25 protein-coding genes and 2 tRNA genes are annotated in these 20,053 nt (G+C 68.8%); 10 read left to right on the top strand and 17 right to left on the bottom strand.

Going from position 1 to position 20,053, the window contains the following annotated elements:
• Positions 1 to 141: 141 nt before the first annotated feature.
• Positions 142 to 216 (bottom strand) — tRNA-Thr (locus ACY5J6_RS01410).
• Positions 217 to 314: 98 nt separating this feature from the next.
• On the opposite strand from ACY5J6_RS01410, the gene ACY5J6_RS01405 reads away from it, so the two are divergent.
• Together ACY5J6_RS01405 and tsaE are read left to right on the top strand one after the other, a co-directional pair.
• Positions 315 to 401: transfer RNA gene (locus ACY5J6_RS01405), tRNA-Leu, on the top strand.
• 24 nt (positions 402 to 425) lie between these two features.
• Positions 426 to 863, top strand: a complete 438-nt coding sequence (gene tsaE / locus ACY5J6_RS01400) for a tRNA (adenosine(37)-N6)-threonylcarbamoyltransferase complex ATPase subunit type 1 TsaE (RefSeq protein ID WP_462845642.1) — start codon at positions 426 to 428, stop codon at positions 861 to 863.
• On the opposite strand, the gene ACY5J6_RS01395 is transcribed toward tsaE, so the two are convergent.
• The 3 genes from ACY5J6_RS01395 to ACY5J6_RS01385 form a co-directional block, all read right to left on the bottom strand.
• The gene (locus ACY5J6_RS01395) at positions 825 to 1,310 is read right to left on the bottom strand and encodes a TlpA family protein disulfide reductase (protein ID WP_462845641.1); all 486 of its coding nucleotides are present in this window, start codon (positions 1,308 to 1,310) and stop codon (positions 825 to 827) included. The two genes, tsaE and ACY5J6_RS01395, sit on opposite strands and share 39 nt — an antisense overlap.
• 43 nt (positions 1,311 to 1,353) lie before the next feature.
• Positions 1,354 to 1,854, bottom strand: coding sequence for a metal-binding protein (locus ACY5J6_RS01390; RefSeq protein WP_462845640.1), 501 nt, complete (start codon positions 1,852 to 1,854; stop codon positions 1,354 to 1,356).
• A 104-nt stretch (positions 1,855 to 1,958) separates the two neighbouring features.
• Positions 1,959 to 2,672 (bottom strand): cyanophycinase, encoded by a 714-nt coding sequence (locus ACY5J6_RS01385; protein WP_462845639.1) that lies wholly within the window; start codon positions 2,670 to 2,672, stop codon positions 1,959 to 1,961.
• A gap of 82 nt (positions 2,673 to 2,754) precedes the next feature.
• Here ACY5J6_RS01385 and ACY5J6_RS01380 point away from each other — a divergent pair, with 82 nt between their 5' ends.
• Positions 2,755 to 3,315 carry a TetR/AcrR family transcriptional regulator gene (locus ACY5J6_RS01380; protein ID WP_462846476.1) on the top strand — a complete coding sequence of 187 codons (561 nt, stop codon included), beginning with the start codon at positions 2,755 to 2,757 and terminating at the stop codon, positions 3,313 to 3,315.
• The gene (locus ACY5J6_RS01375; protein ID WP_054637984.1) at positions 3,312 to 3,806 is read left to right on the top strand and encodes a CarD family transcriptional regulator; all 495 of its coding nucleotides are present in this window, start codon (positions 3,312 to 3,314) and stop codon (positions 3,804 to 3,806) included. The genes ACY5J6_RS01380 and ACY5J6_RS01375 overlap by 4 nt, the downstream gene beginning before the upstream one ends.
• Positions 3,807 to 4,009: 203 nt before the next feature.
• Here the strand turns inward: ACY5J6_RS01375 and ACY5J6_RS01370 are convergent, their stop codons facing one another.
• Genes ACY5J6_RS01370 through trmB form a run of 6 tightly spaced genes read right to left on the bottom strand, consistent with a single transcriptional unit; the run spans position 4,010 to position 9,367 of the window.
• The gene (locus ACY5J6_RS01370; protein WP_462845638.1) at positions 4,010 to 4,954 is read right to left on the bottom strand and encodes a 4Fe-4S dicluster domain-containing protein; all 945 of its coding nucleotides are present in this window, start codon (positions 4,952 to 4,954) and stop codon (positions 4,010 to 4,012) included.
• Positions 4,954 to 6,021, bottom strand: coding sequence for a bifunctional 3-deoxy-7-phosphoheptulonate synthase/chorismate mutase (locus ACY5J6_RS01365; RefSeq protein WP_462845637.1), 1,068 nt, complete (start codon positions 6,019 to 6,021; stop codon positions 4,954 to 4,956). The genes ACY5J6_RS01370 and ACY5J6_RS01365 overlap by 1 nt, the downstream gene beginning before the upstream one ends.
• Positions 6,022 to 6,043: 22 nt before the next feature.
• Entirely contained in the window at positions 6,044 to 6,784 is a 741-nt protein-coding gene (gene tatC / locus ACY5J6_RS01360; RefSeq protein ID WP_462845636.1) for a twin-arginine translocase subunit TatC, read from the bottom strand.
• On the bottom strand, positions 6,781 to 7,002 hold the full coding sequence (locus tag ACY5J6_RS01355; protein WP_054637982.1) for a twin-arginine translocase TatA/TatE family subunit: 222 nt from the start codon (positions 7,000 to 7,002) through the stop codon (positions 6,781 to 6,783). Before ACY5J6_RS01355 ends, tatC begins: the two co-directional genes overlap by 4 nt.
• Before the next feature lie 45 nt (positions 7,003 to 7,047).
• The gene (gene glmU / locus ACY5J6_RS01350) at positions 7,048 to 8,412 is read right to left on the bottom strand and encodes a bifunctional UDP-N-acetylglucosamine diphosphorylase/glucosamine-1-phosphate N-acetyltransferase GlmU (RefSeq protein WP_462845635.1); all 1,365 of its coding nucleotides are present in this window, start codon (positions 8,410 to 8,412) and stop codon (positions 7,048 to 7,050) included.
• 4 nt (positions 8,413 to 8,416) lie between these two features.
• Positions 8,417 to 9,367 carry a tRNA (guanosine(46)-N7)-methyltransferase TrmB gene (gene trmB / locus ACY5J6_RS01345; RefSeq protein ID WP_462845634.1) on the bottom strand — a complete coding sequence of 317 codons (951 nt, stop codon included), beginning with the start codon at positions 9,365 to 9,367 and terminating at the stop codon, positions 8,417 to 8,419.
• 74 nt (positions 9,368 to 9,441) lie between these two features.
• Between trmB and ACY5J6_RS01340 the strand changes: the two genes are divergently transcribed.
• The gene (locus ACY5J6_RS01340) at positions 9,442 to 10,038 is read left to right on the top strand and encodes a DUF4388 domain-containing protein (RefSeq protein ID WP_462845633.1); all 597 of its coding nucleotides are present in this window, start codon (positions 9,442 to 9,444) and stop codon (positions 10,036 to 10,038) included.
• 13 nt (positions 10,039 to 10,051) lie between these two features.
• Positions 10,052 to 10,996 carry an HD-GYP domain-containing protein gene (locus ACY5J6_RS01335; RefSeq protein WP_462845632.1) on the top strand — a complete coding sequence of 315 codons (945 nt, stop codon included), beginning with the start codon at positions 10,052 to 10,054 and terminating at the stop codon, positions 10,994 to 10,996.
• Here the strand turns inward: ACY5J6_RS01335 and ACY5J6_RS01330 are convergent.
• Genes ACY5J6_RS01330 through ACY5J6_RS01320 form a run of 3 tightly spaced genes read right to left on the bottom strand, consistent with a single transcriptional unit; the run spans position 10,986 to position 14,451 of the window.
• Positions 10,986 to 12,779 carry a menaquinone biosynthesis decarboxylase gene (locus ACY5J6_RS01330; RefSeq protein WP_462845631.1) on the bottom strand — a complete coding sequence of 598 codons (1,794 nt, stop codon included), beginning with the start codon at positions 12,777 to 12,779 and terminating at the stop codon, positions 10,986 to 10,988. The two genes, ACY5J6_RS01335 and ACY5J6_RS01330, sit on opposite strands and share 11 nt — an antisense overlap.
• Before the next feature lie 14 nt (positions 12,780 to 12,793).
• Positions 12,794 to 13,132 (bottom strand): YraN family protein, encoded by a 339-nt coding sequence (locus ACY5J6_RS01325; protein WP_462845630.1) that lies wholly within the window; start codon positions 13,130 to 13,132, stop codon positions 12,794 to 12,796.
• Positions 13,120 to 14,451: a PASTA domain-containing protein gene (locus ACY5J6_RS01320; protein ID WP_462845629.1), complete on the bottom strand. Its 1,332-nt coding sequence runs from the start codon at positions 14,449 to 14,451 to the stop codon at positions 13,120 to 13,122. Before ACY5J6_RS01320 ends, ACY5J6_RS01325 begins: the two co-directional genes overlap by 13 nt.
• Before the next feature lie 57 nt (positions 14,452 to 14,508).
• Between ACY5J6_RS01320 and ACY5J6_RS01315 the strand changes: the two genes are divergently transcribed.
• Positions 14,509 to 15,051 carry an NAD(P)/FAD-dependent oxidoreductase gene (locus ACY5J6_RS01315; RefSeq protein ID WP_462845628.1) on the top strand — a complete coding sequence of 181 codons (543 nt, stop codon included), beginning with the start codon at positions 14,509 to 14,511 and terminating at the stop codon, positions 15,049 to 15,051.
• A gap of 2 nt (positions 15,052 to 15,053) precedes the next feature.
• On the opposite strand, the gene ACY5J6_RS01310 is transcribed toward ACY5J6_RS01315, so the two are convergent.
• Both ACY5J6_RS01310 and ACY5J6_RS01305 read right to left on the bottom strand, forming a co-directional pair.
• Positions 15,054 to 15,824, bottom strand: a complete 771-nt coding sequence (locus ACY5J6_RS01310) for an SDR family NAD(P)-dependent oxidoreductase (protein WP_462845627.1) — start codon at positions 15,822 to 15,824, stop codon at positions 15,054 to 15,056.
• 4 nt (positions 15,825 to 15,828) lie between these two features.
• Positions 15,829 to 16,950, bottom strand: coding sequence for an alanyl-tRNA editing protein (locus tag ACY5J6_RS01305; RefSeq protein ID WP_462845626.1), 1,122 nt, complete (start codon positions 16,948 to 16,950; stop codon positions 15,829 to 15,831).
• Positions 16,951 to 16,969: 19 nt separating this feature from the next.
• Between ACY5J6_RS01305 and ACY5J6_RS01300 the strand changes: the two genes are divergently transcribed.
• Genes ACY5J6_RS01300 through ACY5J6_RS01290 form a run of 3 tightly spaced genes read left to right on the top strand, consistent with a single transcriptional unit; the run spans position 16,970 to position 18,427 of the window.
• The gene (locus ACY5J6_RS01300; protein ID WP_462845625.1) at positions 16,970 to 17,389 is read left to right on the top strand and encodes a HEPN domain-containing protein; all 420 of its coding nucleotides are present in this window, start codon (positions 16,970 to 16,972) and stop codon (positions 17,387 to 17,389) included.
• Entirely contained in the window at positions 17,370 to 17,699 is a 330-nt protein-coding gene (locus ACY5J6_RS01295) for a nucleotidyltransferase domain-containing protein (protein ID WP_462841153.1), read from the top strand. The genes ACY5J6_RS01300 and ACY5J6_RS01295 overlap by 20 nt, the downstream gene beginning before the upstream one ends.
• Complete coding sequence (locus ACY5J6_RS01290; protein ID WP_462845624.1) at positions 17,696 to 18,427, top strand: pseudouridine synthase; 732 nt, start codon at positions 17,696 to 17,698, stop codon at positions 18,425 to 18,427. The genes ACY5J6_RS01295 and ACY5J6_RS01290 overlap by 4 nt, the downstream gene beginning before the upstream one ends.
• On the opposite strand, the gene ACY5J6_RS01285 is transcribed toward ACY5J6_RS01290, so the two are convergent.
• Both ACY5J6_RS01285 and ACY5J6_RS01280 read right to left on the bottom strand, forming a co-directional pair.
• Positions 18,395 to 18,865, bottom strand: coding sequence for a hypothetical protein (locus ACY5J6_RS01285; protein ID WP_462845623.1), 471 nt, complete (start codon positions 18,863 to 18,865; stop codon positions 18,395 to 18,397). The two genes, ACY5J6_RS01290 and ACY5J6_RS01285, sit on opposite strands and share 33 nt — an antisense overlap.
• Complete coding sequence (locus ACY5J6_RS01280) at positions 18,862 to 20,052, bottom strand: type II secretion system F family protein (protein ID WP_462845622.1); 1,191 nt, start codon at positions 20,050 to 20,052, stop codon at positions 18,862 to 18,864. The genes ACY5J6_RS01285 and ACY5J6_RS01280 overlap by 4 nt, the downstream gene beginning before the upstream one ends.
• Between the last annotated feature and the right edge of the window lies 1 nt (position 20,053).

Genomic DNA, 20,053 nt, shown 5'->3' with positions numbered 1-20,053 from the left:
AAAGCCGCGGTGGGGGCCCCAAAAAGCCCTCTCCTGGCCCCGTTTCGGGCATCCCATGTCGCGAAACCAAAGTACGGGCACTTAGCTGTCAAAAGCAATTCCCCGCCTCCCTAAAGGAGGCGGGGAATTGCGTCCTGGAGCTGGAGCCGGTGGCCGGATTCGAACCGGCGGCCTACCGCTTACGAGGCGGTTGCTCTACCGCTGAGCTACACCGGCCCGCCCTCCCGAGTTTAGGGCAGGGACTCCCGTTTGGCAATCGCCTTGACAAGGCGAGGGCTTTTGCTAAACTGAAGCTTGCGCCTAGGGCGCGGCCTGCCGGGATGGTGGAACTGGTAGACACGCCATCTTGAGGGGGTGGTGCCCGCAAGGGCGTGCGGGTTCAAGTCCCGCTCCCGGCACCAAAGGCCCCTCAGGGGCCTTTTTTTATGCGCCTTGTCCTGGCCCGCACCTTGAAGAGCCTCGAGGACACCCGGTCCCTGGCCCGGGAGGTCCTCCCCTTTCTGCCCCGAGGAGCGGTAGTAGCCCTGGAGGGGCCCCTGGGGGCGGGCAAGACCACCCTGGTCCGCTTCCTAGCCGAAGCCCTGGGCTTCCGGGGTCGGGTCACCAGCCCCACCTACACCCTCATCCACACCTACCCCACCCCGGAAGGCCCCCTGGTCCACGCCGACCTCTACCGGTTGCCGGACCCGGGGGAGCTTCTTCCCCAGCTCCTGGCCGCCCTGGAGGAGGCCCGCCTCACCCTGGTGGAGTGGGGGGACCCCAAGGCCCTCGAGGCCGGGTTCCTCCTTCGCCTCATCCCCCAAGGGGAGACCCGGCGGGCCGAGCTATGGGAGCTCCACCCCGGCCAGCAAGAGGGCGTCTAAAAGGGCTTCCCGCCCCGCCCGGCCGGCGAAGAGGGCCACCACCTCCCCTTCCTTGTTCACCACGAAGGTCCAGGGCTGGCCCGTCACCTTAAAGCGGCCCGCCACCTCGTGGGGCTTGTCCCGGTCAGAGGCCAGGAGGGGGATGAAGCGGGGGTAGGCCTTCATGTAGTTCAGGACCACCTCCCGGGTGTCCTTAGGCTCCCGACTGATGACGTAGAAGGGGACCTTGGTCTCCTCGGCCACCTTGTGCAATCCGGGAAACTCCGCCCGGCACACCGGGCACCAGCTGGCCCAGAAGACGATGACGGCAGGCTTCTTCATGGTCTTAGGGGTGACGAGGTTCCCTGCCGGGTCCAGGAGGGAGAAGTCCGGCAGGCGCTCCCCCAGCCCCACCGCAAAGGCCAGTCCCAGAAGGAGCCCAAGCCCCCAAACCTTGAGCTTAGCCATAGCCCTATTCTCTACCCTGCCCGCCTAGGGTATGTAAATCCCCTCACCTTGGCCGCCGAAGGCGCTTGAGGTCGTGGTCCGGCCAGACGCCGTCCGCCACCAGGTGGAGCCACTGGGAGAGGTAGTAGCCGAGCAGCGCGAAGCCCAGGGCCTCGAGGCCCAGGGAGGGAGGCCTTAGCCTCACCTCCGCCCCCAGGAAGCCCAAGACCTCCTGGGCAAGGAAGCCCAGCAGGCCCAAAAGGCCCACCAGGTACCCGAGCCGGGTGAGGGGCCCAAGGACCCAGGTGTGGGAAAGCCCCCGGTGGCGGAAGAGCCAGCCATAGGGCCGCCAGAGAACGCCCAAAAGGCCCCAGCGCCGCCTGGACCGCACCTCCTTCTCCGCCAGGTCCAGGTCCGGGGAGAGGAGAAAGGTGCCCGCCAGGTAGGCCAGGGCAAAGGCCAAAGCCTCCGGCCTCTCCGGGGAGCCCCCTAGGGCCAGGTAGGCCAGGCTTCCCAGGCCCAGCGCCGTCAGGTTGATGGCCTCGTGCACGCGCCCCGAGGGCATGGAACCAGGATACCCGTGCCCGCACGTGGGTTTCGCAACCTGGGGTGCCCGGGTTAGGGCTAGGGAAAAGCTTTTGGGGGCCCCCGCCCCGGCGAAAGGGGTACTTAGAGGGGGGGCAAGGGGAAGCGCTCCCCGGCGGAGAGCACATCCACCCGTAACCCCTTTACCCCCCGTCCGGTGTGCTCCGCCCCCTCGGCGTCCACCAGGGTCACCCCGCCCACCCAGACCTCCCCCAGGCCCCTAAGGAGGCGCAAGGCGGTGTTCTCCAGAAGGCCCAGGCCCACCAGATCGGGGTTGTCCGCCACCAGGCGGGAAAGGGCCAGGAAGCGCCCCCGCTCCTCCACCTTGGGAAGCAGGGCCAGACCCCGGAGGAGGGCCAGGCCCAAAGCCGCCCGCATCTCCCCTTCCCAGGAGTAAAAGGCCGCTTCTCCCAAAAGCCCCGCCGCCTCTCCCAGGGCCACCACCCCACCCCCTTTGCGGTGCACCTCCCAGAGGGCCTGGAGCACCAGGCTCCCCCGGATGAGGTCTAAAAACTCGGGAAGCCCCTCCGCCGCCAGGAGCACCAGGGGACTCGCCGCCACCCTTTGGGCCACCTCCGGGTCAAAGGCTTCCTCCCGCCGCCTCAGGTAAAGGACCTGGCCCCGCCTGAGGCCCAGGTCCCGATAGGCCAGCCGCCAGGCCTCGGCCAGGTCCCTAAGGGGATAGGGCACGAGGAAAAGGGCCTCCCCCCTGGCCTCCTCCAGGAGCCTGGCCTCCACCGGGCGCAAGGCCCCCCGCAGGGGATCGGCGGTGAGCAAGGCGAAGAAACCCTGCCGCATGGCGGACCTCCTATACCTCTAGGGTAACCGCCTCCTCATGAAAGGAAAAGGGCGGTGTGGTAGACTTGGGGTCGTGGCCGCGATGGTATCCCCCCCGGGGGCCTTAGCTAAGGGAAAGCGAAGGGCCATCCTCGATGCCACCCTAGAGGTTCTCCGGGAAAGCGGGCTTTCCGGCCTGAAAATGGAGGACGTGGCCCGGAAGGCCGAGGTGGGGAAAGGGACCCTTTACCTCTACTTCCGCGACAAGAAGGACCTCCTCAAAAACCTGGTGGAAGAGCGAACCTGGGCCTTCTACCGGGAGGTGGAGGAACTGGTGCGCCTGCGGGCGCCTTTTTTTGTGCGCCTCGAGCGCATCCTGGAAAAGCGCCTGGCCTGGATCGCGGAGTGGAGGGGCCTATGGGCGGCGGTGGCCCGGGAAGCCATGGAGGACCCCACCCCCTGGCTCAAGGGGCTTCACCAGCACTACCTGGACCTCTTGGAGGAGCTTTTGCGAAGCGGCCAGGAGGAAGGGGCCGTGCGCCCGGAGCTTTCTCCCAAGGCCACGGCCGCCGTGGTGGCGGCCTTGGGGTGCAACCCCCAGCTGGAGGTGGAGGCGTATTTGGAGCACCTCCTCTTGGTGCTCCGGAAAGGAGTCGCGCCGTGAAAGAGTTCCGTCCCGGCGACAAGGTGGTCTTGCCCCCTTATGGGGTAGGCGTGGTGGCCGGCATAGCCCAGCGAAGCGTGAGCGGCGTCAGCCGGGCCTACTACCAGGTGGACTTCCCCGGCTCCCGCTCCAAGGCCTACGTACCCGTGGAGGCCCCGCAAAGCGTGGGCATGCGCAAAGCCCTGGCCCCCGAGGAGGTCCCCGTGATCCTGGACCTCCTCAAGAACGGGCGGATGCCCCTGCCCAAGCAGTGGGCCGCCCGGCACCGCAAGACCAGCGAGATCCTGGCGGACGGCAACCCCTACCGCATCGCCCAGATGGCGGGGCAGCTAAGGGCCTGGGAGCTGGAACGGGGCCTGCCCGACCTGGACCGGCAGGCCCTGAGGCGGGCCATCCACCTCCTGGCCGAGGAGGTCTCCCAGACCCTGGAGATCACCCTGCAAGAGGCCAAGCGCCTCTTTGAGGAGGCCTGGGGAGAAGAGCTTAACTAAAGTACCCCACCGCGGCTTTCGCCGCGGTGGGGGCCCCAAAGGGCCTCCTTATAGCCCTAGTCTGGGCATCTCGTGTTGCGAAAGGGACGCGCGGGCACTTCTACCCTTTTGGCGTGGATCCTTCGCCCAAGCCCAGGCATGGAGGCCCTGCGGATCGCGTTCACCGGGGCCCCCCTGCTGGCTTAGGCCAGCACGGGGTGGGATCAAAGGTCATACCAAGGAGGCCGGCCCCGGAAGAGCTCCAGCTCCTTCCCCACCTCCTCCTTAGGGGCCTCCTCGAGGCGGATCACCTGGGGCGGGCAGCTCTCCACGCAGGCCCCGCACCCCGTGCAGGCCGCCACCTGGAGGTAGAGGACGTACTCCTCCCCCTCCCTCACCCGCCTCACCGCCTCCGTGGGGCAGACGTTGGTGCAGACCGGGCAGAGGGTGCACCCCTCCTCCACCCGGATCCGGGGCCAGCGGACCTCCGGGGCACGGCCCGCGGCGAGGCCCCTCAAGCGAAGCTCGGCGGGAAGCCCCCCTTCCTTCTCCTCCAAAGCGGGCAGGGGAAGCTCGGGAACGAGGTCGGCGGCGGTGCGCTTGGCGCTTCCCAAAAGGGCCTGGAAGAGCTCCCGCCTTCCCACCCGTTCCCCGGGAAGCTCCCCCGCCACCACCTCCACCTCCACGGGGAAGTAGCGCCGCGCCTCCTCGGCCATCCTCCCTAGGTGCTCCGGGACCTCAGGCCCGCCGATCCTGCATCCCGCGCAGTCTCCCCGGGCGAGGACCACCTTGCCGAAGCGGCTTCCCGCCTCGGCCAAAAGCCCCGGGGTGAGGCGGCCCAGGCAAAGAACCTCCTCTCCCTTCCCCTCGGCCCTGGAACACCTGAGCTTCCCCTTCCCCCGGATGAGGGCCTCCTGGATGGCCCCGAGGGGGTATTCCAGGGCGACGCCGGGGCAGACCCCGGTGCAGAGGCCGCACCCCGTGCACAAGACCTCGTCCAGCTCCACCCGCCACCCTTCCAGCCGCACCGCCCCCTTGGGGCAGACCTGGTAGCACTTGTCGCACCCCCCCACGCTGTTCTTGTAGAGGAGGCAACGGGCCTCGGTGTAGCGGGGCCTCGGGTCCGTGGCCTTGAGGAAGGCGTTCAGGAGGTTATCCAAAAGGCCCATCAGCCCTCTGGGAGGAGGTCCCGGATGGCCTCCAGGAAGCGGTCAAACTGGGCGAAGTCCAGCTGCTGCTGGCTGTCGGAGAGGGCCACCTTGGGGCTGGGGTGGACCTCCACGTGCACCCCGTCCGCCCCCACCGCCAGGGCCGCCCGGGCCAAAGGGGCCAGAAGGTCCGTGCGCCCGGCGGCGTGGGTCACGTCCACCACCACGGGGAGGTGGGTCTCCTGCTTGGCGAGGGCCACGGCGGAGAGGTCCAGGGTGTTCCGCGTCCAGCGCTCAAAGGTGCGGATCCCCCTTTCGGCCAGGATCACCTCCTCGTTCCCCTGGGCGAGGATGTACTCGGCGGCGTAGAACCACTCCTCCATGGTGGCGGAAAGCCCCCGCTTTAAGAGGACGGGGCGCCGGGCCTTCCCCACCTCCTTGAGGAGGGCGAAGTTCTGCATGTTCCGGGCCCCGATCTGGAGGATGTCGGCGTACTCCGCCACCACCTCCACGTCCCGGGTGTCCATGACCTCGGTGACGAAGACCATGCCGAAGGCGTCCGCCGCCTTGCGTCCAAGCTTAAGCCCCTCCACCCCGAGGCCCTGGAAGCCGTAGGGGCTCGTCCTGGGCTTGAAGGCCCCGCCCCGCAAGACCCTCACCCCCCGCGCCGAAAGGAACCGGGCCGTCGCCATGATCTGCTCCTCGCTTTCAATGGAGCAGGGCCCGGCGATGAGAAGGGGCTTTTCCCCGAAGACCACGTCCTTGACCCGCACCCTGGTGGGCTCGGGCCTGTGCTTTCTGGAGTAGAGAAACTTCTTCTGGTCCTGGCGCTCCTCGAGGTCCAGGCTCGCCTGGAAGATCTCCTTGAAGAGCTTCTTTATGGTCTCGTCGGGGAAGGGCCCGGGGTTTTCCGCGGTGAGGTAACCGAGCATCTCCTCCTCACGCTTGGGGTCGTAGTGGGGAAGGCCGAGCTCCGTCTGGATGCGGCCGATCTCCTGCACCAGCCTTCCCCGCTCCGAGAGGAGCCTAAGGAGCTCCCGGTTCACCCGGTCCACCTCTTTACGCAAGGCCAGGATGCGCTCGTCCATGGGCTATCGTCCTAAGCGGGTTTCAAGCCGCCTCCTGGGGCCGCTGCCTCTCCGCCAGGCGGGCCACCAGGACGGAGATCCAGTAGAGGACAAGGAGGGGCAAGGTGACGATGGAAAGGGAGACCACGTCCACCGTGGGGGTGATGACCGCAGCCAGGGTGAGGAGGAAGACCACGGCCACGCGCCAGTTGCGGGCGAGGAAGGCGGAGGAGAGGATCCCCAGGCGGGCCAGGAGGTAGCTCACCACCGGCATCTCAAAGACCAGGCCCATGACGCTCATCATCATGAGGATCTGGCCCATGTAGCGGCCGATGGAGATCTGGGGCGTGATGACGTCCCCCAGGAAGCCCAGGAGGAAGGGAATGGCGAAGGGCAGAAAGCCGTGGTAGGCGAAGAGCGCCCCCAGGGCGAAGCTGAACCCCGCCCCCAGAAGGAAGGGCACCGCCAGGCGTTTTTCGTGCTCGTAAAGCCCGGGGGCGATGAAGGCCCAGACCTGGTAGACGATGAAGGGGAGGGCGAGCACGAGCCCCCCGAAGGCCGCCACCTTCAGGGAAACCAGGAAGGGCTCGGTGATGTCCAGGACGATGAGGTTGACCTGGATGCCGTTTTGCTTGGCCGCCAGGTCCAGAGGCCGCTTGAGCCACTCCAGGAGCTGGACCCTGAAGGTCCAGGCCACCCCCGTCCCCACCGCCCAGGAGAGGAGGGCCCAGATGAGGCGGCTCCGCAGCTCCTCTAGGTGCTCTACCAGGGGGGCTTCCTTCAAGCTTTGGGCTCCTCCTGGGGCCTAGGCCCCGGCGCGGGCTTGGGTTCCTCCTTCACCTCCACGCTCTTCTCCAGCTCCTCGCGGATCTCCTGGGCCCCCCGCTTGAACTCGCGGATGCTCTGGCCCAAGGAGCGGCCGAGCTCGGGGAGCTTCTTGGGCCCGAAGATGAGGAGGGCCACCACCAGGATCACCAGGATTTCCGGCATGCCCAGGTTCATGGCCTTCAGTTTACCACCTGGGGGCTGAAGGGAGGATGAAGCGCATCATCCCCCCTCTCCGAGCTTCTTAAGGGCGTAGCCCTCGAGGTTCCTTTGCCTCCCCCGGGCCACGGCCAGGGCCCCCTCGGGCACGTCCTGGGTGATGACGCTCCCCGCCCCCACCAAGGCGCGGTCCCCCACCCGCACCGGGGCCACCAGGACGCTGTTGGAACCGATGAAGGCCTTCTTGCCGATCTCGGTCTTGTGCTTCCGCTTGCCGTCGTAGTTGGCGGTGATGACCCCGGCGCCGATGTTGGTTCCCTCCCCCACCTCGGCGTCCCCGAGGTAGGCCAGGTGGCCCGCCTTCACCCCCTTGTGAAGGAGGCTATTCTTCACCTCCACGAAGTTCCCCACGTGCACCTCCTCCATGAGGACCGCCCCCGGGCGGAGCCTGGCGAAGGGGCCGGCGGAGGCCCCGGGGTGGAGGTGGGCCCCCTGGGCCACGGTGTGGCTTTCTACCCTGGCTCCGGGCTCCAACACCGTGTCCTCGAGGACGGCGTAAGGCCCCACCTCGCACCCCTCGCCGATCCGGGTCTTCCCCTTAAGGACCACCCCGGGCCAGAGGGTGACGTCGGGGGCGAGCTCCACGGAAGGCTCCAGGTAGATGGTCTCGGGGAGGATCATGCGCACGCCCTTTCGCATCCACTCCCCGCGGAGCCTTCCCAAAAGCACCCCCTCCACCCGGGCGAGCTCCTCGCGGGTGTTCACCCCCAGGGCCTCCTCCGCCACCCCGCGCACCGCCGCCACCCTTTTCCCGTGGGCGCGGTAGATGGCGATGAGGTCGGGGAGGTAGTACTCCCGGGCGGCGTTTTCGTTCCTCACCTCCTTGAGGGCCTGGAAGAGGAAGCCGTCAAAGGCGTAGGCCCCGGCGTTCACCTCCCGGAGGGCCTTCACCTCGGGAGAGGCGTCCTTCTCCTCCACGTTGGCCAAGACCTCTTCCCCTTCCCGGAGGATCCGGCCGTAGCCCGTGGGGTCAGGGAGCTCCACGGTGAGGAGGGCCATCCCCGCCCCCTCCCGCACCCCCGCGAGAAGGGCCTCCAGGGTCCTCGGGGAAAGGAGGGGGGTGTCCCCCTGGGTCACGAGGAAGGGCCCGGGGAAGCCTTGGAGGAGGTGTTCCGCCTGGAGGAGGGCGTGGGCGGTGCCGAGCTGCTCCTTTTGCCAGGCCACCTCCACGGGGTAGCCCTCCAGGGCCTCCGCCACCTTCTCCCCCCCGTGGCCCACCACCACCACGAGCCTTTCGGGCCCAAGGGCCAAGGCGGCCTCGAGGGCGTAGAGGAGCATGGGCCTTCCCAAGAGGGGATGCAGGACCTTGGGCAGGCGGGAGCGCATCCTGGTTCCCTGCCCCGCGGCCAGGATCACGTGGGCGTGCATAAGGCTATCTTAGCCCCTCCCCGGTGTGGTCCTGCACCACCCTCAAACCCAGCGTCTCCAGGAAACGCACCAAAGCCGCCACCGCTTTCCTAACCCCCTGGGTGATCAGAGGGCTTCCGAAGCGGCTCACCCCGGCGTAGATCCCGTGGGCGCTTCGGCGCACCTCCAGGAGGAGGTCCTGGGTCAGGTCCTCCTCTTCCAGGTGGGTGAGGAGGTAAAAACCCTCCTCTCCCTTGGCCACCTCCAGGAAGACCGCCACGCCCCCTTCCAGGGCCACGGGCGTCCTTCCCAGGGGCAGGGCCTCGGGCAAGCTTCCTTCCAAAAGGGCGTGGGCCACGGCGTACCTCCTTATGGGAGGCCAAGGGGTGGGATCCTCGGCCACTTTAGTGAAGGCGGCGTGGAAAAAGGGCCTCCCCGCCTCCTTCCACTTGAGGGCGTACTTGGTGCGGAGGTGGCCCTCCGGAGGAGGCTTCACCTCTATGCGGTAAAGCCCCGTTTTCTCGGCCTCCTCGAGGGCGAAGCGAAAGTAGGCCTCGTGGTCGGTGGTGAGGAGGAGGCTCCCCCCTTCCCCTAGCCTTGTGGAAAGCCTCCGGAAGAAGGCCTCCTGGAGGAGGCGCCTTTCCTGGTGGCGCTTCTTGGGCCAGGGGTCGGGGAAGTTGACGATCACCTGGTGGAGGGCTCCCGGGAGAACCAGGTTCCTCAGGGCGAAAGGGCCCTCCCCGTGGTAGAGGCGGACGTTCCCTAGGCCCTCCCGGCGCGCCCTCCGGTAGGCCCTGAGGACGCTTGCCGCCGAGACCTCGGCCCCAAGGACGAGCCAGTGGGGATGGGCCTTGGCGAGCTCGGCGGTGAAGCGCCCATCCCCGAAGCCGATCTCCAGGACCAAAGGGCCTTCCCGCCCGAAGAGGTCCTTGGGGGCCGGGGGCCAGGAGGGAAGGAGGACGGGGCGCACCAGCACAAGGGGGCATTATAGAAGGTTTTCACACCCTTTTCAAAGGGGGGACGTAGTCTGCGACTTAGGAGGAGGTTGCCATGGCCCTATTCGGAAGCCTGGATTCCATGGCTCTGGAGGAAATCCTCTCCCTCCTCGCCCACAAGGAAGGGGCCTTGGAGGTTTGGAACCTTAAGGACATCCCGCCCACCACCCTTTACCTCAAGCCCGGGCACATCCGCTCGGTGGACCAGAAGGGCAAACCCTTGCCGCCCCTCGCCGCCAAAGCCACCCTGCAGGCCCTGCTCTTGGCCCGGCAGGGAAGCTTTGAGTTCCTCCCCGGGGCCAAGCCCAAGCACAAGGAACGCCTCAACTGGCCCACGGAAAGGGTACTCCTTTCCCTCACCACCTTGCAGGACGAGCTGGAGCGTTACCGTCCCTTCCTCCCCTCCCCCGAGGCCCGTTTCCGCCTCTCGGGAAGCTCCCCCGAAGACCCTCGCTACCAGGACTTCTTCCGGCTGGCCTTACCCCACCTGCAACGGGGCGCCTCGGCCAGGGAGCTTTCCCAGGCCCTGGGTATCCCCCTGGACCAGGCGCGCCTTTACCTCTACAAGCTCCAGCACCTGGGGGCGGTGAAGCGGGCCGAGGCCAAAGGGGGGGAGCCTTTGCGCCGCCTCCTCGGACCCTGGAGCCGCTAAGGGAGAAGGAGTTATGTGCGTGCTGATCGTGGACGACGACCCCATCCAGCGCCGCCTCCTCATGCGGGCCCTGGCCCCTCTGGAGGTGGAGGTGTGGGAGGCCAGGAACGGCCAGGAGGCCCTGGACCTCCTCAAAGACGGTCTCCCCCACGTGGTGCTCACCGACCTGCACATGCCCGTCATGAACGGCCTGGAGCTTACCCAAAGCCTCAAGGCCCAAGACCCCCTCCTCCCCGTGATCCTCCTCACCGCCGACGGGGACAAGGAGGTGCGCCTTCGGGGGATAGAAGCGGGGGCCGACGATTTCCTCAACCGCCCCGTGGACCTGGCCGAGCTCCGCCTCCGGGTCAAGGGCCACCTGGAGCGGCGGCGGCTTCAGGACAAACTAGAGGACCTGGAGCGGACCCTGGTGGTGCTCATGCGGGCGGTGGAGGCCAAGGACGCCTACACCGCAGGCCACGGGGAACGGGTAGCCCAGTACGCCCTCCTGACGGCCGAAGAGCTGGGGGCCCAGGACGGGGAACTGGAGGAGCTGCGCATGGGAGCCCTCCTCCACGATGTGGGCAAGATCGCCCTCCCTGACCACATTCTGCGGGGGGACCACCTCCTCAGCGAGCACGAGTGGCGCCTCATCCGGGAGCACCCCGTGCGGGGAGACGAGATCCTAAGGCCCCTCCGGGCCCACCCTCGCCTCCGCCCCTACGTGCGCTGGCACCACGAGAGGCTGGACGGCTCCGGTTACCCGGACGGCCTCACGGAGATCCCCCTCCTGGTGCAGGCCCTGAGCGCCGCAGACATCTACGACGCCCTCACCAGCGGGCGCACCTACCGCAAGCCCCTGCGCCCCCAGGAGGCCTTGGAGGTCCTGGAGAAGGAGGCCAAGGGAGGGAAGCTTTCCCGGGAGGTGGTGCGGGCCCTAAGGAGCGGGCTTTTGCGAAACCGCCTAATCAAGGTCTAAAGCCGTACTCCTCCCAGCGCGCGTCCACCAGGGCCTGCACCTTGGGGTCCATGCGGACCCTCTCGGGCCAGGCCCGGTGGAACCCCTCTTCGGGGAGCTTCCTCGTGCCGTCCAGGACCAAAACCGGCCCCTCCACTCCCGCCATCACCCGGGCGTCCCGCTCGGGGTCTATGTTGTTGAGGACGTACCAGAGGAGCTCCTCCGGGCTTAGGCCCGCCTCCTCGTCGGCGAGGAGGAGGAGGCGGACCCCGGCGCTTTGCGGGGTCCTTAGAAGCCTTTCCGCCGCTTCCCAGGCCTGGCGGGGGCGCCGCTTCGCCAGGACCACCCCCCAGAGGCCCGGCCACTGCCTCTGGGCCACCACCTCGGGGTCCTCGGGGAGCTCGAGGTGGGCCCTGGGGGTGAAGGCCACCTCCCCCCCTTCCTCGGGGAACTTCCGCGTGCCGTCTATGACCAGCTTCCCCCCAAAGGCGAAGGCTCGGGAGCTGTGGTCCAGGACGTCCACAGGGCCCCGGAGAAGGAGGGTGTCCCGCCCGGGAAGGGCGTGCTTGAGGGCCTCCAGCAGGGCGGGAAAGCCCGGCTTCACCGGCACCTCCTCGTCCACCACCACCACCACCTTGGCGAACATCATCTGCCCCAGGCCCAGCATCCCGTAGGCCACCTTGTAGGCCTGCCCCGGGTAGGCCTTCCTCAGGCTCACGTTCACCCAGTTGTGGGCCACCCCCTCGGGGGGCATGTGGTAGTCCGCCACCTCGGGGAGCACCAGGCGAAGGGCGGGGAGGAAAAGCCTTTCGCTGGCCTCGATGAGGTAGGCATCCTCCATGGGGGGGACCCCCACGAGGGTGGCGGGGTAGATGGCCCCCTTGCGGTGGGTGACGGCGGTGACGTGGAAGCGGGGGTAGAGGTCCACGGGGGTGTAGAAGCCCGTGTGGTCGCCAAAAGGCCCCTCCTCCACCAGGGGCTCCTCGGGGTCTATGTAGCCCTCGAGGACGAACTCCGCCTCGGCGGGCACGGGAAGGTCCACGGTCACTCCCCGGGCGAGCTCTATGGGGGCCCCCCGGAGGAAGCCCGCCAGGTGGAACTCGCTCACCCCCGGCAAGGGGGGGAGGGGGGCGGTGGCGGCGTAGGTGAGGACCGGGTCCCCCCCTAGGGCCACGGCCACGGGGAGCCTCTTCCCCAGCTTCTTCGCCTTCTCCAGGTGGCGGCGGCCCACCTTGTGGAGCTGCCAGTGCATGGCGGTGCTCCTTTGGTCCAGGACCTGCATGCGGTACATGCCGAGGTTGAGCTCCCCGGTCTCCGGGTCCTTGGTGATCACCAGGGGAAGGGTGAGGAAGGGCCCCCCGTCCAAGGGCCAGGTCTTGAGGACGGGAAGGCGCCCTAGGTCCACCTCCTCCCCCCGCCACACCACCTCCTGCACCGGGGCCCGGCGGACCCGCCTGGGGAAGAAGCCCCGGAGGAGGGGAAGCTTGGGGAGGAGGCCCAAGAGGGCGGAAAGCCCCCCCTTCCCCGGTTCCAAGGCGAGGAGGGCCTCCACCTTCTTCGCCAGCTCGTCCAAATCCTCCACCCCCAGGGCCAAGGCCGCGCGCGCCCTCGTGCCGAAAAGGCCCATGACCACGGGGAAGTCCTTCCCCACCACCCGCTCGAAGAGGAGGGCGGGGCCTCCCCTTTTCACCACCCGGTCCGCGATCTCGGCCATCTCCAGCTCGGCGCTCACCGGGACCCGGACCCGGTGGAGCTCCCCCCGCCTCTCCAAGGCCTCGAGGTAGGCCCGAAGGTTCCGAAACACCCCTAAGCTTACCCTTAGAGCTCCAGCACAAGGTGCTCCAGGCGGAAGTCCTCTGGGGTGCCGTGGACGAGGACGGCCTCGAGGCGCACCGGGAGGTCGTCCCGTCCCAGGAGGAAGCGGGCGCTTTGGAGGAGCCTTCGCACCTTGTTCGGGGTGAGGGCCTCCAAGGGCGCGCCGAAGCGGGCGGAGGCCCGCTGCTTCACCTCCACCACCACGTAAACCCCCTCCTTCTCCAGGAAAAGGTCCACCTCCCCGAAGGGGGTGCGGCGGTTCCTTCCCAGGAGGCGGTAGCCCTGGGCGAGGAGGAAGCGGAGGGCCTCCTCCTCGGCCCACCGTCCCCTCAAGGCGCCCATTCCTGGAAAAGTTCCCCGTCCAGGTAGAGGCGGAAGCGGGCCTCCCCCTGGACCTGGTAGCTTCCCGAAAGCCTCAAGCCCTCGCGCCCCATCCCTTCGTAGACCACCTGCTCCCCCCCCTCGTCCAGGAGGACCAGGCGCACCTCCTTACCCTCCGCCTCCGGGGGGAGGTTCAGGGCCAGGCTCACGGTGCGGGCCTGGGGTTCAGGAGGGGCGGGGGGCGGGAGCACCTCCCCCCGCACCGCCACCCGGAGGCGCACCCCGCCCCCCGGGGGCACGGGGGTGCCGGGGGCGGGGTCGGTGGCCAGGACCGTCCCCGGAGGGGCCCCCGAGGGCACCTCCTCCACCTGGGCCTGGAGGCCAGCGGCGTTCAGGAGGAAGAGGGCCTCCTCCCGGGGAAGCCCCGCCAGCCTGGGCAGGGGGACCGAGGCCCCCTCCCGGGCCCCCTGGGAAAGGAGAAGGCGCACCCCGCCCCCCGGGGGCACGGGGGTGCCGGGGGCGGGGTCGGTGGCCAGGACCACGCCCAGGGGCTCCCCGCTCGGCAAATAGGCCCTTCCCGCCACCTTAAACCCCAGCTCGGAGAGCCGGGCCTCGGCCTCCTCCTCCCGCAGGCCAGCGAGGTCGGGCAAGGAGTTCAGGCGGGCCTGGTTCAGCACCAAGCGCACCGCCCGCCCGGCCCTAAGCCGGGTACCGGGCGGGGGGTCTTGGTCCAGGACCACCTCTTTGGGGCGGGTGGGGTCGTTCCCCTCCGCCACCTCCAGGCGCAAGCCCGTGTCCTTGAGGAGGAGGAAGGCCTCGCGGGCGCTCTTGCCCACCAGCTCGGGCACGGCGTACTCCGGCGGGTTGAGGTAGCGGTAAAGGCCCTGGCCCAAAAGCCAGGAGCCCAGAAGGAGCAAGAGGAGGCCCGGGGCCACCCCCAGGAACCGGCCCCCAGGCCGGGGCGCCTGGGTCTTGGGAAGTCTTCCCCCAAGGGGCCAGGGGGAGAGGTAGGCCACCCCGTCCTCGGCCATGGCCAGGTGTTCCCGCCCGAAGCCCAGGGGAGCCAGGGCCTCGAGGGCCTCCTTGGGCGGGGCTTTACGGGCCAGGGGCCTTTCCGGAAAGAAGACGTAGTGGCGGCCCGGCTTGGCGGAAACCTGGGCCTCCAGAAGGCCCAGCTCCCCCAACCGGCGCACGGCGGCCCGGAAGCGGTAAAAACGCTCCTTGTCCTCGGGGGTTTTCACCTCGAAGAAAAACACCAGCCCCCCCTCTACCCGGTAGAGGGTGACGCCCCCTTCGGCCCTAAGGGTCTCCAAAACCGGGTAGCGGTCGTCCAAAAGCATGCGCCGCCCATTATACCCGGCGCCCAAGCCCCTCCCTCGCCTATACTTGGAGGTGCTATGTGGGACGTGCTCGTGGTGGGCGGGGGGCCTTCCGGGCTTTCCGCCGCCCTTTTCCTGGCCCGCGCCGGGCTCAAGGTCCTGGTGCTGGACGGCGGCCACGCGAAGATCGCCCAGGTGAGCCAGGTGCCCAACTATCCGGGGCTTTTGGACGAGCCCTCGGGGGAAGAGCTCCTAAGACGCCTGCGGGAGCACGCCGAGCGCTACGGGGCCGAGGTGCGGAAGGGCCTGGTACGGGGGGTGCGGGACATGGGCGGGGTCTTTGAGGTGGAGACCGACGGGGGCCTAGAGGAAGCGGAAAGGCTCCTCCTTTGCACCCACAAGGACCCCACCCTGCCCTCCCTCCTAGGCCTCGCCCGCCGGGGTACCTACATCGACACCGACGAGGAAGGACGCACCAGCTACCCCCGGGTCTACGCCGCCGGGGTGGCCCGGGGCAAGGTGCCGGGCCACGCCATCGTGAGCGCCGGGGACGGGGCCTACGTGGCCGTGCACCTGGTCTCCGATCTTCGGGGCGAGCCCTACAAGGACCACGCGAAATAGGCCTACACCGGGCGGCCCGCCATCATGAAGCTGGCCGTCATCCCCCCGTCCACGGGGAGGACAGCCCCGGTGATGAAGCTGGCCTTCTCCGAGGCCAGGAAGAGCACGGCCTCGGCCACCTCCTCGGGAAGCCCAAGCCGCCTCAGGGCGTGGAGGTCTTCCCAGTCCCGGCGGGTCTTCTCGGGGTCCTCGGAAAGCAGGATGGCCTCCAAGACCGCCTCGGTGGCGATGGCCCCCGGGGCCACGGCGTTCACCCGGATGCCCAAAGGGGCGAGGTCTAAGGCCATGGAGCGGGTGAGGTTGACGAGGCCCCCCTTGGAGGCGTTGTAGGCGGCGTTTTCCTGCTCGGCGAAAAGCCCCTGGACGCTGGCCACGTTCACGATGGCCCCACCCCCCACCTTCTGCATCTCCCGGGCGGCCAAGGCGGAGAGGTGCATGGGTGCGGTGAGGTTCACCTCCAAGACCCTTCGCCACTCGGGAAGCCGCACCGTGAGGGCCGAGCCGGGGGTGGAGGTGGCGGCGTTATTCACCAAGACGTCCACCCGCCCCAGGGCGTGGGCCGCCTCCTCCAGGAAGCGCACCCGGTCCTTCTCCTCCGCGAGGTCCGCCTGCACGAAAAACCCCCCGATCTCCCGGGCCACCTCGAGGCCTTGGGGCAGAAGGTCGCACAAGGCCACCATGGCCCCCTCCCGGGCGAAGGCCCGGGCGATGGCCCGGCCGATGCCCCGGGCCGCCCCCGTGACCAAAACCCCTTTCCCCTCAAACCCCCCCATGCCCCTAGCTTAAAGCCCCCAAGGCCTCCGCCACCCGCTCCCTGGGCAGGGCCCCCTGGACCACCTCCTTGCCGCCCCCCTTGGCCCCCAGGGCCTTGAGCCTCTCCAGGACCTCTTGGCGCCTGGGGCCGAGGAGGGCGAAGCGCCCCTCCGGAGAAACCAGGAGGAAGGTCTTCCCGCTCCAGGCAAGGAGTTTCTTGGCCAGCTCCGCCAGAACGGGGGCCGGCACGAGGAGGGCTTCTTCCTCCAAGGCCCTGGGGAGGAGGGCTTCCACCAGGGCTTCCCCGAGGGCCAGGTTTTCCCCCTTTAGGGCGTAAAGCTCCTCCTGAAGCCTCTTGATGGGCTTTTCCAGCTCCAGGGGGTGGGTGGAGAAGGCCAGGGCCAATCGGGAAAGGAGGGCGTGCTTGGCGTGGTAGTCCTCCAGGGCCTCCCACCCGGCCGCGAAGTAAACCCGCGTCCCCCCTTTGTAGCGCTCCCACCTGAGAACCTTGATGGGCCCCGCCTGGGCGCTGGTCTTGAGGTGGGTCCCCCCGCAAGCCGCCAGGTCAAAGTCCCCGATCCGCACCAGACGCACCTTGCCCCGGACCTTGGGGGGGCGCCTTAAGGGGTATTGGGCGAGCTCCTCCTCGGAAACGAAGAAGGCCTCCACCGGGTAGTCGGCGTAGACGGCGAAGTTGGCGAGGGCCTCGGCCTTTTGGATCCCTTCCTCCTCCGCCTCCTCCTCGAGGTCCACGGTGCACACCGGGGAGTCCAGGCTCACGGCCACGGTGCGGTAGTTCCCGGCCCTGAAGAGGGCCTGGGAGAGGAGGTGCTGGGCGGTGTGGCGTTGCATGTGGCGGAAGCGCCTCGGCCAGTCGATCTCCCCCTCCACCTCCACGCCCTCGGGGAGAGGATCGGAAAGCACGTGGACCACGTCCCCGAAGGCCTTCTCCTCCTCGTAGGCGTGGAGGACCCGGACCTCGCCGAACGGCCCCCGGAGGACCCCCGTGTCGGCGGGCTGCCCCCCGGACTCGGGGTAGAAGAGGGTCTGGGAAAGCACGGCGTGGTGCCCCTTCGGGTCGCTCCAGGCCCTTTCCACCCGGGCCTGGAAGCGGGTGGCGTAGCTGTCCAGCTGGTAAAGCCTCATGCCCCTTAGGATAAGGAGGATGGCGCCCTTGGACCGGGAGGAGTTCGCCAGGTGGTTTGCCCAGGCGCGCCACACCCTCGCCTCCGGGGAACGGGACCTGGAGGAAGGGGACTACGACTGGGCGAGCTTCAAGGCCCACCAGGCGGCGGAGTACGCCCTCAAGGGTCTCCTGCGCGGCCTGGGAAGGCCTGCTTTCGGCCACGCCCTTTTGCGCCTCATTCAGGCCTTGCGGGAAGCGGGCGTGGAAGCGCCTGGGGAAGTGGAGGAGGAGGCCAAGGGGCTGGACCTACACTACATCCCCGCCCGATATCCCGACGCCTACCCGGAGGGAAGCCCCCACGAGTACTACACCGAAGGGAGGGCCCAGGGGGCTTTGGAGGCGGCCAGAAAAACCCTCGCCTGGGTGGAGGAGGTGTGGCGTGGCCTCGAGGGGGCTTGAGGCGCGGCAGAAGGCCTGGGAGGACCTCCTCGCCGAGGCCCGGGAGTACGCCAGGCGGGTGGGGGAAGCCTTGGGGGAGGCCCGGGTGTTCCTCTACGGCTCCGTGGCCCGGGGGGACTTCAACCTGGAAAGCGACATAGACCTCCTGGTGGTCTCCCCCCATCTCCCCCAGGACCCCCTGGAGCGCCTGGCGCTCCTGCAAGGGCTAAACCCGGGGCGGGTGGAGGCCCGGGGGCTCACCCCCGAGGAGTTCGCCCGGCTTCAGGCCAAAGGCGCCCTCTGGTGGCTGGAAGGGGCCGTGGAGCTGTGAGGGGGGAAAGGCTGGACAAGCTCCTCGCCCGCCTGGGCCTGGGAAGCCGCAAGGAAGTGGCGAGGCTGGTGCGCGCGGGGCGGGTCCTGGTGGCGGGGGCGGAGGTGCGGGACCCGGGCTTCCACGTGCCGGAGGAGGCCGAGGTCCAGTTGGACGGCCAGCCCCTCCTCCTCCGCCGCCACCACCACGTCCTCCTGCACAAGCCAAGGGGCTTCGTGACGAACCGGACCGAGGGGCCCTCCGTCTACGCCCTCCTCGAGGGCTTCCCCACCCGGGACCTTTCCCCGGTGGGCCGCCTGGACAAGGACGCCGAGGGGCTTTTGCTCTTCACCACGGACGGGGAGCTTCTCCACCGCCTCACCCACCCCCGGCACAAGGTGGAAAAGCGCTACCTGGTGCGCCTGGAAAGGCCCGTGGGGCCTAGGGACCGAGAAGCCTTCCTGGAGGGCCTCTTCCTGGACGGCAAGAAGACCCTCCCCGCCGAGCTTACTCCCCTAGAAGACCCCACCTGGGCCGAGGTGGTCCTCCTGGAGGGGCGCTTTCACCAGGTGAAGCGCATGTTCGGGGCCCGGGGGAACCGGGTCCTCTACCTCAAGCGCCTGGCCTTGGGCCCCCTGGAGCTCGGCGACCTTCCCCCGGGAAAGGCCCGGCCCCTCACGAAGGCCGAGGAAGAGGCCCTCTACCGGGCGGTGGGGCTACGGGGCAAGGACCCGCAGGACCAGGTCTAAAGCCAGGCGCTCCCCCTGGGTTCCCTCCACGGGCTCGAGGCGGTAGCGCTCTACCCAAAGAGGCTTACCGGCCTCGGGAAGCCGGTTCAAGAAGGCCAAGACCCCGGGATAGGGGCCCTCGAGGCCCAGCTCCACCCGCCATGAGCGCACCTCCCCCACGGCCTCCACCTGCCCAGGGACGAGGCCCTTTAGGGTGAGGCCCTCCCTCTCCGCCAGGCGCAGGAGGGCTTCGTAAAGAAAAGGAAGCTCCCTTTCCTGGACCGGGGCCTCCGCCAAGGCCTGGGGAAGCGCTTTGGCCAAGGCCTCTGCCTGACGCCCTAGGGCACGGACCTCGGCCCGCGCCCGCTGGTACTGGGCAAACCCCAAAGCCACCTCCCGGGCGCTCCACAGGAGGGCCAGAAGGGGCAGGAGAAACCAGAGCCAGATAGGGGGCTTCATCGGCGCAGGATCCGGGAAAGGTCGAAAAGGGGCAGATACAGGGCGAGGGCGACCACGAGCATTATACCCCCGAGGAGCACGGTGAGGGCGGGCTCAATGCTGGAGGAAAGCCGTTTCACCCCGTAGTCCACCTCCCGCTCCAGGTGAAAGGCCGCCTGGTAGAGCATCCGGTCCAGGCTTCCCGCCTCCTCTCCCACCAAGGCCAGGCGGACCAGGATAGGGAGGAAAAGGGACTCCCGGGCCATGGCGGCGCTCAGGGACTCCCCGCGCACCACCCGCTCCAGCACCCGGTCCAGGGCCTCGGCCAAGGCGGCGTTGCCCAAGGTGTTCCGGGTGGCCTCGAGGGCCTGGGTGATGAGCACCCCCCCCTCGTACAGGGTGGCCAGGGTGCGGGCGAAGCGGGCCATGGCCGCCTTGTGGAGGACCGGGCCCACGAGGGGGAGGCGGAGGAAAAGGCCGTCCAGGGCCCTCGCCCCCCCCGGGGTCCGGTGCCAGGCCCGAAGGAGGTAAAAGGCGCCCAGAAGGAAGAGGAGGATCCAGAGGAAGTTTTGCCGCAGGAAGAAGGAGGTGCCGATGAGGAAGCGGGTGGGCCAGGGAAGCTCCGCCCCCGCCGCCCCGTAGAGCCGGGCAAAAACGGGGATGACGAAGAGGAGGAGGACCGTGACCACCAGGATCAGGACCGCCACCACGAAGGAAGGGTAGAGGAGGGCGGTACGCACCTTCTCCCGCAGGTCGTGGCTCTTGTCCAGGTACTCGGCGACGCGCCGGAGGATCACCTCCAAGGCTCCCCCCACCTCCGCCGCCGCCACCAGGGCCCGTACCAAGGGGGGAAAGACCTCGGGATAGGCGCCCATGGCCTGGGCCAGGCCCTCCCCGCCCTCCACCCGCTCCCGCACCCCCCGGGCGGCCTCCTTGAGAAGGGGATGGCGGTTTTCTAGGGAAAGGGTGTGCAGGGCCTGGGTCACGGGCACCCCGGCCCCCACCAGGGTGGCGAATTCCTCCATGAAAAGCACCAGCTCCGGAAGGGGCACCCGGCCCCTCGAGGGGCGCCTTAGACGCTCCAGGCGCAAGGGGTAAAGCCCCATTCCCCGCAGGCGCTGCCGGGCCTCCTGAGAACTTGCGGCCTCCAGCACCCCCCGGAAGACCCGCTCCCCTCTTTCATCGGTGGCCTCGTAAAAAAAGCGCATC

It is taken from the genome of Thermus sp. H19.2 (assembly GCF_054979525.1).
The sequence above is the reverse complement of the archived record's forward strand: the minus strand, read 5'-3'. Positions and strand labels throughout refer to the sequence as shown.